Genomic DNA, 10,663 nt, shown 5'->3' with positions numbered 1-10,663 from the left:
TCTATTGTTACTTACAAACAAACCGACTTATCGACCAGACTCATTTTACACTATGTCCAAAATCCCCCCCTATACCATTACATTTAATACATTTATGCATCGTTCGATGGCGTAGTCCCGGATTTCGTGGAAATTTGAAGGTGGCGGTCTCCTGACCCCGTTTGGTATAACGGGTTTAGAAAAATTCAGGAAGGGAGAACGCCACTATGAAATCAAGCGTACACGAAATTGCGTTGAAAGACCAGAAGCCGCGATCACTCGGTTAAAATCTAACCGAAAGGGGGTTAGATCACTCAAGTCGAAATCGAACCGAAGGAATCGTTGTGCGTATGTCCTTGCAGAGCCGTAGAGAGTACCTGACCAGCATGGGTGAACGCTACGCTAAGGCCAAGACGAAATCCCAGAAATCCCAGATTATAGACGAGGTCGTCACCACGCTCGGTTATGCTAGAAAGCATGCCATTACTGTACTGCGGCATCCTCCAAATACGACCGCGCGCCGACCCGCCAAGCCTCGAAAACGTAAGTACGAGGCCGCCATGTCGGTCATTCAACTCGTCTGGGATGCCTTGGACTATCCCTGTGCTGAGCGTCTGCACCCAGTGTTGTTATCCACAGCAGAGCAGCTTGCCGCGCATGGCGAACTCATTCTCACCGATGAGGTGCGCAGTCAACTGGCCCAGATCAGCCGTGCCACCTTGGCTCGGCGCATGGCCTCATGGCGCAGCCCTGGCACGAAAAAGGTCCCAACGGCCACTAGAGCTATCTCGAAGATCCGTGCCGAGGTTCCTGTGGATACCTACCGCTGGAATGAGCAGCGACCTGGTGCGCTGGAGATTGACCTGGTCGAACACAACGGCGGCTCTTCTATCGGACATTTCGCCTACACCCTCTCCGTCGTCGACTTCGTGACGGGCTACAGCAGACGTCAAGCGGTTCTGGGCCGTAGTCAAAAGGCTGTCTTAGAAGCCTTACAGCACATCTTGGCCCAGTGGCTGGGACCTGTTTGGGGGCTCCATACCGACAACAGTTCAGAATTCTTGAATAACCATATCCTGAGGTTTACCAAGACACACGGCCTGCAATTCACGCGCAGCCGCCCCTACAAGAAGAACGACAACGCCCATGTAGAGCAGAAGAACCGTGTCTTGGTCCGTGAGGTCGTCGGTTACGAACGTTACGATACACCCCAACACGTGCAATGGCTGAACACGATATATGCATGGCTCGACGCATATGCGAACGCCTGTCTCCCGGGCCGTAAGACCATCCACAAGCAACGCCGCGGCAGCAAAGTCCACAAGACCTTTGACACAGCTCGGACACCGCTGCAGCGTCTGCTGGAAAGCAGTGTGTTGGACGAGCCCACACGGCGGGCTTGGGCTTCATGGGCGGCCAGCCTGAATCCCCTGCAAATCCATCGCCAACTGGAAACGCTATTAAGACTGGGACCAGACGCCTTGGCCACAGGGACCCAGCCGCAACCGGCTCCCCAACTCCCTTGGGTGCAGGGCGATATAGTTTGATTTTCTTTTGAGTGATCCCTACCCCTTCGGTTAGATTTTTTCGTGAGTTGACACGAATGATAGGGCCAATGCGACCGAAACAAAGGCGCGTACGCGACGCGCCTGTCGATTCACTGTGGGCAGGCTCAGCGGACAATCGTTTGCCGACGGTCAGGCCCGACGGAGATAAACCGGATGGGCACACCGACCAGGGTTTCAATCCGCTGAATCAAGCCTTTCGCCTCCTCCGGCAAATCTTCAAAACGACGACAGTCGGACAGGTCCTCTTGCCATCCGTCGTGCCATTCGTACACCGGGGTCACCCGCTCCAACTGGTAGGACGGCAGAGGATAGTCGTAGCGCTGACCGTCCAGTTCATAGGCAACACATAATGCCACCTGCGGGAGACCAGAGAGGACGTCCAGTTTCATCACGGCCAGCTCCGTGTACCCATTGATAAAGGCGCCGTAACGCAGCGTCGGGATGTCGAGCCACCCGCAATCACGTCGACGGCCGGTGGTGGCGCCGTATTCATGCCCTTTGTCCTGTAGGTGCCTGCCGAATTCGTCGTTCAGCGCAGTGGGGAATGGACCCGCTCCAACCGCCGTCGTGTAGGCCTTTGTGATGCCGGTCACGCGTGTTACAGCTTGCGGAGGAAGGCCGCACCCGGCCGGGACGCCGCCAGCGATGGGCGACGAAGAGGTGACAAACGGATAGACGCCCCAATCCAGGTCCCGCATGATCCCGAGCTGGCCTTCGAGCAGCACGTATTTCCCGGAGGATACCGCCGCTTGCAGGATGGGCAGCGTGTCGTGAATGTGGGGCAGTAGGTGTTCACGCGCCTCCACCAATTCGCTCCAGATATCGGAAAATGGCTGGGCAAACGCGGCCATACCTGGCATGCGTTCCATCTTCGCCTGGTAGGCCTGTTCAACTCGGCTGCGGAAATGTCCAAGGTCGCGCATCTCGCCGATTTGAATGCCGAAGCGGCCAACTTTGTCCTGGTACGCTGGCCCGATGCCCTGTCGAGTCGTTCCGACTTTCCGTGATCGCGCGAGTTCCTCGTATTCGTCTTGCCAAATGTGATACGGCAGTACCAGGTGGGCGCGTTCAGAGATGATCAGGTTGTCCGTGGAGATTCCAGCGTCGTTAAGCGATTTCAATTCGTGGACGAGGTTCATCGGGTGGATGACCACACCGGCTCCCAGCACCGCCTTGGTGTCAGGATTGAAGATACCCGAGGGCACCAAGTGCAGGGCAAATCGGCCGTGTTCATTGACAATCGTGTGGCCCGCGTTGCCACCCCCCTGGTAGCGAATCACCATGTCGGCATCGACGGCGAAATAGTCGACCATCTTCCCCTTTCCTTCATCTCCGTACTGGGCGCCTACCACCGCGTGCACCATATCCGTCGCCTCCGTGTTCAGCAAAATCGGGCTGTGGCTTCGGCGCCTGCTGCGCCGACGCGACCGTTCGACCAAACCGCGGTCATGGAGCCAGCAGACCGTTCGTGCACCTCCCAGTCTACGGTCGATTGTGTTATGTGTAAAATTCATTTACCGTATACTTTGTATACGGATTTCGTATAATAGCAGGCCGCGCCATCAATCGAATGAAGGTGAGGGATATGGTTTGGATGCTTGGTTGCGCACGTTGATTGCCGTGGTGGAATCGTCGAGCCTGGTGCAGGCAGCCGAACAGCTGCACCTAACCCAACCCACCGTGACGCGGCAGCTGCAGCAGTTGGAGGAGCGCTTGGGCGTCAAGTTGTTTGACCGGATGGGCAAGCGGCTGGTCCTCAACCGCGCCGGCACCGTGGTCTATCGCTACGCCAAGAGCCATCAGGGCCTGCATGACAAGATGCGAGACGAATTGAGCGCCCTCGCAGACGCTGACGTGGGAACGGTCTACCTGGGGGCCGGGTTGACCCCGTCCATTTATCTGCTGCCGCCCGTCTTGGCTGCCTACCGTCGCCAGCACCCGCGTGTGCAGTTTCAGGTGACGAGCGGATCGTCCAAGGAGATTGCCGCGGCCCTGCAGCGGCGGGAGATTGACCTGGGCGTGGTGACCACAGTGGGCGAGGACATGGTGGATTGTTGGACCATCCCGCTGCTGCGCGATGAGCTGTTGTTGGTGGCGGCGCCTGGGCATCCGTTGGCCGAGCGCGGTCGAGCTTCGCGCAGCGAGTGGATGAGTGAGCCGCTGGTGCTGATGCGCAGGGGATCCGGCCTGCGCCGCATCGTGGATGACCTGGCCCGTTCAGCCGGTGTGTCCCTCACGGTCGCCATGGAGACAGACAGTCTGGAGAGCATCAGTCGCCTGGTCCAATTGGGGGTAGGTCTGTCCTGCCTGCCTCGCTCCTGTGTCGCGGACGATGTCGCAGAGGGGCGGCTACGGGTCATACAACCGGTGGACAAAGAACTGGGGGCGCGCACCATCACACTCATCGGCCGGCGGGAGGGCAATATGCCGGCGTGCGCCGGTCAGTTTGCCTCCGTCTTGGCGTCGTGGTGGCGCACGTCCGGGGAGCCACGCTAGAAGTTCTAGAAGTTCCAGAAAGCTGTAGTCTTTCTTCATGAACGGAAGTCTGTAAAAAACTACGGCTTGAGCCGTTCGACAAATCTCGTTACACTAGCGACAAAACCTCTCAATATATCAATCCTACGAGTCCCATTGCGAGATACGAACGGGGGAGCCACCTTCGAACGATGCTGGCTTTGTCGGCCAGATTCCCGGATGTGGTAATGACCCTCGCAAAACAACACAAGGAGTTGATGAAGTGAAACACCGCAAGCGACACCGCAGACAGCCGCGTCATCTCCGTCGTTCGTCGGTACGGCGAACGCGGTTTGGCCGCAGCATGTTGGGGATTGTCGTGGGCAGCGCGTTGGCAGGGACGGTCGGTGTAACCAGCGCCTGGGCCGCCACCACGTACACGGTCAAGCCGGGAGACAGTGTCTGGTCCATCGCCCGCAGACACGGTCTCACGGTTTCTCAACTGGTGGCGTACAACCACTTGGCCAACCCCAATCTCATCTATCCTAACCAGGTCCTCCGTTTGTCGGGTGATGCGTCCTCGACCGCCGCGACCTCTGTCGGTACGTCCTCAAACAGTGCCAGAGCGTATGTCGTACGCAAGGGCGATACGCTGTGGTCGATTGCCCAACGCTACCAGGTCAGCGTGGCGAATTTAGTTGCCTGGAATTCGATTGCCAACCCGAATCTGATCTATCCGGGCATGTCCCTGCGCCTCTCCGGCACCGCTTCTGCCTCGGTTACACAAAGCCCGGCCGAGTCGGCCAACAGCGGCGGAACGTCGCTATCCTCGCGCGGCGGACTGCCGCCGAAGACGGTGACCCAGGCGGTGAGCGGGCAGGCGGTCGTGAATTACGCAAAGCAGTTCCTGGGCGATCCGTACCTGTACGGCGGGGAATCGACCAGTGGATGGGACTGTTCCGGGCTGGTGCAGACCGTGTACGCGCACTTTGGCATCAAGCTGCCGCGTGACGCGGCGGGACAGGCACAGGTCGGCCAGAAAATCTCCGTCTCAGAGCTGCAGCCTGGAGACCTCGTCTTTTTCAACACCACGGGAGATGTGTATTCACACGTTGGCATCTGGGCCGGCGGCGGCCAGTTCATCTCCGCCACCGTCCATGGAGGCGTGTGCTACCAGTCGCTGGACACGTCTTACTGGGAACCGAAATTGACCAAATGCACACGGGTGCTCGATTGAGCGTACGGTCGTCATACATCTTTCCAGCCCCGGCCGCATGGAGGTGCGCCGGGGCGCTTTTTTCGCGATCAAGCTCGATTTGGTATAGTGGTAGCCGGCAGATGGTCACGGATGGGGGAGGCCGGTGGGCATGTTGACGACGGACGAACGCAGCTTGTTGCCCGAGACGGTGGAATTCAGTTTCCTCGAAGCCTTAGAGGATGGGCAGTACAACGCCGATCTGGAGATGCAGCTGGGGCAGGCGGTGGCAAGAGGTGAATCCCCGCCGCTCATTCGCTTGTGGCGATCCGCCCATAACCCGGGCATCGCGGTCAGCCGCAGGGACGTCGCCGGCGACCGTGGGCAGGCGGCCGCCCAGGCGCTGCGGGACAAGGGGCTGGACGTCATTGTCCGCCAGACGGGCGGCACCGCGGTCCCGCAGGGGGATGGCGTACTTCACCTGTCCTTCATCCTCCCACGTACGCACGCGGCGGCAACGACGGACGCCTATTACCGCTTGCTGTGCCGGCCGCTGTTGGCCTGGCTGGCTGACCACAATGTTTCCGCGGCGACGGGGGAACTCCCCGGTAGCTACTGCGATGGATCCTACAACGTGCTGGCAGGCGGGCGCAAACTGATTGGGACCGCCCAGGCCTGGCGCGGCGGGTTGGCTGGTATGGCTTCGCGCCACCCGGGATTTGTGTTGGCCCATGCCTGCATCACGGTGGACATCGCCCTGAGGCCGGCGCTCGGTTGGATTAACGAGTTTTACACCATCGCCGGACAAGACTACCGGGTGCAACCGGATACGGCGGTGACCTTGCGTGATCTCCTGCCGCATCATCCGTGGGAGGAGGATGCTGCCGCCAACGCGAAAGCGGCGGCGCTGGAGCTGGCCGACGTCATCCACCGCTTGTACCAGGTATGAGCGTAGTGCGGGGGCTCAGCCTTTCTCGCCTTTGGCCGGGGCGTCGCTCCCGCGTGCAGCCAGCGGCAGCTGCACGCTGACCGTGGTGCCTTTGCCCTCCACACTATCCACCCGAATTCGCCCCTTATGGGCCTCGACAATCCACTGGGCCATGGACAGACCGAGTCCGGCGCCGGTCGTCTCCTCGTGCTGCCGGGCGGGATCGGCCCGGAAAAAGCGTTCGAACACCCTGGGCAGGTCTGCTTCCGGGATGCCGATGCCGGTGTCCTCCACATGAAACAGCGCCCAGTTGCGGCTCGCGCGGACGCGCACCGAAACCTGTCCACCGGGACGGTTGTACTTGATGGCGTTGTCAATCAGGATGACGAACAGCTGGTGGAGTCGGTCGCCATCCCCCAAGATCATGACGCCAGGCTCCACGTCCGCTGAAAGATGAACGTTCCGGGCGTCGGCCAGGGGTAGGAATAATTCAATCAGACGGTGCACGAGCGCGTTCGTGTCCACCCTGTCGCGGCGTAGTAAGGCCTTGTCGGCATCTTGTCGGGCCAAGGTCAGCAGGTCTTCCACCAGTTTCGTGAGGCGTCGGGCCTCGCCGCGGGCGTTCTGAATCCATTCCAGGTTGTCGACCACCGATTGGTCGCTGTGGTTGAGGACAATATCCAGGTTGGACTGTATCACCGCCAACGGCGTGCGCAGTTCGTGCGAGGCGTCGGCGACGAACTCGGTCTGCCGCTGGTACGCTTTGCGGATGGGCAGCAGCGCGCGGGCGGCCAGCCAGAAACCGAGCACCGCCGCGGCCAGCGCGCCGCTGGCGCCCACCCACCAAAGCACGGCCCGCAGCTGGTTCAGCACCGCCCATTCGCGGTTGACGTTCTGCGCCAAGAGGATGTAGAAGACCTGGCCGCCAGCGTCGAGGAATGGTTGGTAATAGATCCTGTACACCGTTCCATTGGGTCCGTGTATGTCCGCCACAATGCTCTCGTCGGGGTCCTGGTGTTGCAGCCAGTTTTGCAGGAACCTGACAAGCTGATAGCTGGCGTTGGTGTTAACCAAGGGTCCCTCGCGCACGATGCAGTAGGTGTTGGGGGGAAGGTCCGCCATGCGGTTTGGATTGCCCTCGAACTGGTGGATGGCGTACACCAGCTGGGAATCAACATTGTGCAATACAGCGCGATGCACGATGGAAAAGATGGCGTACGCGGAGAGCGCGTACAGGACCGCAAACAGGGTGACCGTGAGTGCGGTCAATTGCAACCGAACACGATTGAACACAGGAACTCGCCCTTGTCATTCAGGGATTTTAAAAACATAGCCTACGCCGCGCACCGTCTCAATATAGGAAGGCTGTCCCGGCTGGTCAATCTTCTTGCGCAGGAAGTGAACGTAATTTTCCACCGCATTGGCGATTACGTCCGCATCCGGCCCCCAAACCCGGTCCAAAATGAGGTCCTTGGCCAGGACTTTGCCGTGGTTGCGAATGAACAGTTCTAACAACTGGAACTCTTTGGCAGTCAGGTTGAGCGGCTGTCCATTCCGAGTCGCCTCGCGGCTCGCCAGGTCTATCCGAAACGGGCCGGCGGCGATGGCGTCCGTACCCACCAGTGCGGCCGGACGACGAGCCAGGGCGCGAATGCGGGCCAGCAGTTCTTCGTTGGCAAAGGGTTTGACGAGATAATCGTCGGCACCCGCGTCAAGCCCGGCTACTCGGTCGCTGACCGCGTCGCGGGCCGTCAACAACAAAATGGGCACGTCCAACTTCTGTGCGCGCACCTGACGGACAATCTCCAATCCGTTCATCTCGGGCAGCATTACGTCCAGGATGAGGATGTCATAGCTGTTCGTGCTCGCCAGGTCCCATCCAGTCATGCCGTCGTAGGCGACATCGGCCGCGTAGTTGTGCTCTTTGAACAACTGCAGGAGCGCCGCCGCCAGGCGCTTTTCGTCTTCGACGAGGAGGATGCGCATGCTGTCACCTCCTGGGATGTGCGTACAGTCGGCGGGTGCGTCCCGGCGCCTCCCAGCACACGTGCATGGATTGCTGTTCTCAGTATACCAGCCGTCGCTGGCGGATGCAGAGATTGAACTTTCTGTCATTTATCCGCGAAGGTACCTGCTATCCATCGCAGCGCCAGCGCGCGTTCTTGGTACAGGGAATGAGTGATGCTGGAATTCAAGATTGCGGGGGGACATTTTCTGAAATAGAATAGATTTCAACAGTTCTCCAGGTCGGAATTCCATGCTTGCGCGACTTCCGTCAATTTGATGCTACTTGAGTTGACAGGACTTATTTGCGACTGAATTCAGTCGAGAATATAATTGTCTAAATAAAGGGAAGGCGATTCGGTCACACAAGGCCACTGGATTGATGGGCGGCATGCGGCTTCTATATCTACGAAATTATGACATATTTGTGTTGCCGTGGATGGGGGATCAGCAGGACCGCCTGCCTGTTGCATGAGGAGGTTGGGTGGCAGTGGAGCCGTTGCTTGCCATTGAAGACCTTAGGACGTACTTCATCAACAAAGATGTGCAGGTGCGCGCGGTGGATGGCATCGATCTCACAGTGTATCCACGGCAGATCGTGTGTATTGTGGGGGAATCGGGATGCGGCAAGAGTATGACGTCCTTGTCCATCATGCGTCTCGTTCCTAAGCCCCGTGGACAGATTGTCAGCGGCAAGATCAAATTTGCGGGCAAGGATCTGGTTCAACTCACAGAACAACAGATGTCCGATATCCGGGGAAACGAGATTTCCATGATCTTTCAGGAACCCATGACGGCGCTCAATCCTGTGTTACGGGTTGGCGAGCAAATTACTGAGGTATTGATTCGGCACAGGAAAATCGGCAAGCGGGAGGCCATGAAGCGAGCTGTGGAAATGCTGCGGGTTGTCGGCGTCCCGCGAGCAGACGAAATCGTCTCTGAGTATCCGCATCAGCTGTCGGGAGGAATGCGTCAGCGCGTGATGATTGCCATGGCGATGGTCTGTGACCCGAAGCTGCTCATCGCCGACGAACCGACCACCGCGTTGGACGTGACAGTCCAGGCACAGGTACTGGAGCTCATGAAACGCATGCGAGACGATTTTGGCACGGCTATCATCCTGATCACTCACGATCTGGGGGTGGTGGCAGAAATGGCAGACCATGTAGTCGTCATGTATGCGGGACAGGTCGTGGAGTCGGTCGGGGCGGACGAGTTGTTTGCTCATCCGTTGCATCCGTACACGAAGGGGCTCATGGCGTCAATCCCGTCTTTGGACGATGAGGCGGAGAAACTGTATTCCATTCCCGGTACGGTACCCGATGCACGCGAATTTCCGGTAGGATGTCGGTTTGCCGACCGGTGTCCGCTGGTTCAGACGAGTTGCCGCGAACGGCCGCCCGAATTACGTGAAATCCGTCCCGGACATCTGGTCCGCTGTGGCCTTGTGTAAGGAGAATGCCGCATGGAAAAGGTCGTGAGCGCACCGCAGGTCTCTTCCGGAGATAGCAAGAGCACGGGGAATGTGTTGCTGCAGGTGGTGGATCTCAAGAAACACTTTCCCATCACGTCGGGACTCTTAAGACGCACGGTCGGTCATGTGAGAGCCGTCGACGGAGTGTCTTTCACCGTACAGGAGAAGGAAACTCTCGGCATCGTGGGCGAATCAGGCTGCGGGAAATCGACTGTGGCGCGCATGGTGATGAGGTTGGTGGAACCAACCTCCGGGCGAATCATCTTTGACGGTCAGGACATCACGCGCCTGCGTGGCCGAGAATTACGCCGAATCCGCTCCAATCTGCAGATGATCTTTCAAGACCCTTATTCCTCCCTCAATCCAAGAATGGCGGTACAAAGCATCATTGCTGAGCCATTAGTGGTGAACACACAGATGACGGGCAAGCAGGTCGTGGAGCGCGTATGTGAACTTCTGGAGACTGTGGGCCTGCACGCGGACGACCGGTTGCGGTATCCGCATGAATTTTCGGGTGGTCAGAGGCAACGAATCGGTATTGCCCGAGCCCTCGCTCTCAACCCTAAACTGATTGTCGCGGACGAGGCCGTATCGGCTTTGGATGTATCCATTCAAGCTCAGATATTGAACCTGATGGCCGATCTTCGAAACGAATTCAACCTCTCTTATATTTTCATCTCGCACAATCTTGCGGTCGTCCGCCACATCAGTGATCGAGTGGGGGTCATGTACTTAGGGAACTTGGTGGAGTTAACCAGTAAGAGGGAGCTCTATACAAACCCGCTGCATCCGTACACGGTGGCCTTGCTGTCGGCGGCTCCGGAGCCCAAACGCCGGGGGAGGAGAGAGAGAATCATCTTACAGGGGGATGTACCGAGCCCATCCAATCCTCCTGCAGGCTGTCCATTCCATACCCGATGCCCTCGGGTGATGGATGAGTGCAGAATTCAACGTCCCGAGATGCGGGAAGTCCGGCCGGGGCACTTTGTAGCGTGCCACCTGCATGCCTGAGGCGGGTGCGTTGCGGGCGAGGGGCCCTAGTCTTTTCTACATGAACCAGT

At 58.7% G+C, this 10,663-nt stretch carries 9 protein-coding genes; 6 read left to right on the top strand and 3 right to left on the bottom strand.

Features of this window, described 5'->3' with window-relative positions; genetic code table 11:
- Positions 1-329: 329 nt before the first annotated feature.
- Positions 330-1,526, top strand: a complete 1,197-nt coding sequence (locus tag AK2_RS14665; protein ID WP_245632935.1) for a transposase — start codon at positions 330-332, stop codon at positions 1,524-1,526.
- 125 nt (positions 1,527-1,651) lie between these two features.
- Here the strand turns inward: AK2_RS14665 and AK2_RS14660 are convergent, their stop codons facing one another.
- Positions 1,652-2,911, bottom strand: a complete 1,260-nt coding sequence (locus AK2_RS14660; RefSeq protein WP_067936180.1) for an adenylosuccinate synthase — start codon at positions 2,909-2,911, stop codon at positions 1,652-1,654.
- A 226-nt stretch (positions 2,912-3,137) separates the two neighbouring features.
- Between AK2_RS14660 and AK2_RS14655 the strand changes: the two genes are divergently transcribed.
- The 3 genes from AK2_RS14655 (at position 3,138) to AK2_RS14645 (ending at position 6,145) form a co-directional block, all read left to right on the top strand.
- On the top strand, positions 3,138-4,043 hold the full coding sequence (locus AK2_RS14655; RefSeq protein ID WP_067936177.1) for a LysR substrate-binding domain-containing protein: 906 nt from the start codon (positions 3,138-3,140) through the stop codon (positions 4,041-4,043).
- Positions 4,044-4,284: 241 nt separating this feature from the next.
- Positions 4,285-5,238, top strand: a complete 954-nt coding sequence (locus AK2_RS14650) for a C40 family peptidase (RefSeq protein WP_067936173.1) — start codon at positions 4,285-4,287, stop codon at positions 5,236-5,238.
- Positions 5,239-5,368: 130 nt separating this feature from the next.
- Positions 5,369-6,145, top strand: a complete 777-nt coding sequence (locus tag AK2_RS14645) for a lipoate--protein ligase family protein (protein ID WP_245632934.1) — start codon at positions 5,369-5,371, stop codon at positions 6,143-6,145.
- A 15-nt stretch (positions 6,146-6,160) separates the two neighbouring features.
- On the opposite strand, the gene AK2_RS14640 is transcribed toward AK2_RS14645, so the two are convergent.
- Together AK2_RS14640 and AK2_RS14635 are read right to left on the bottom strand one after the other, a co-directional pair.
- Complete coding sequence (locus AK2_RS14640) at positions 6,161-7,417, bottom strand: sensor histidine kinase (RefSeq protein WP_067936170.1); 1,257 nt, start codon at positions 7,415-7,417, stop codon at positions 6,161-6,163.
- 15 nt (positions 7,418-7,432) lie between these two features.
- A complete protein-coding gene (locus tag AK2_RS14635; RefSeq protein WP_067936166.1) occupies positions 7,433-8,110 on the bottom strand; it encodes a response regulator transcription factor in 678 nt (225 codons plus the stop codon).
- A gap of 508 nt (positions 8,111-8,618) precedes the next feature.
- Here AK2_RS14635 and AK2_RS14630 point away from each other — a divergent pair.
- Both AK2_RS14630 and AK2_RS14625 read left to right on the top strand, forming a co-directional pair.
- Positions 8,619-9,581 (top strand): ABC transporter ATP-binding protein, encoded by a 963-nt coding sequence (locus AK2_RS14630; protein ID WP_067936163.1) that lies wholly within the window; start codon positions 8,619-8,621, stop codon positions 9,579-9,581.
- 12 nt (positions 9,582-9,593) lie between these two features.
- Positions 9,594-10,613: an ABC transporter ATP-binding protein gene (locus AK2_RS14625; protein WP_083521255.1), complete on the top strand. Its 1,020-nt coding sequence runs from the start codon at positions 9,594-9,596 to the stop codon at positions 10,611-10,613.
- Positions 10,614-10,663 lie beyond the last annotated feature (50 nt).

The sequence above is a fragment of the Alicyclobacillus kakegawensis NBRC 103104 genome, from assembly GCF_001552655.1.
In the GTDB taxonomy this organism is placed as follows: Bacteria; Bacillota; Bacilli; order Alicyclobacillales; family Alicyclobacillaceae; genus Alicyclobacillus_G; species Alicyclobacillus_G kakegawensis.
Note: the sequence above shows the minus strand (reverse complement) of the source record. Positions and strands in the feature narration are given on the sequence as shown.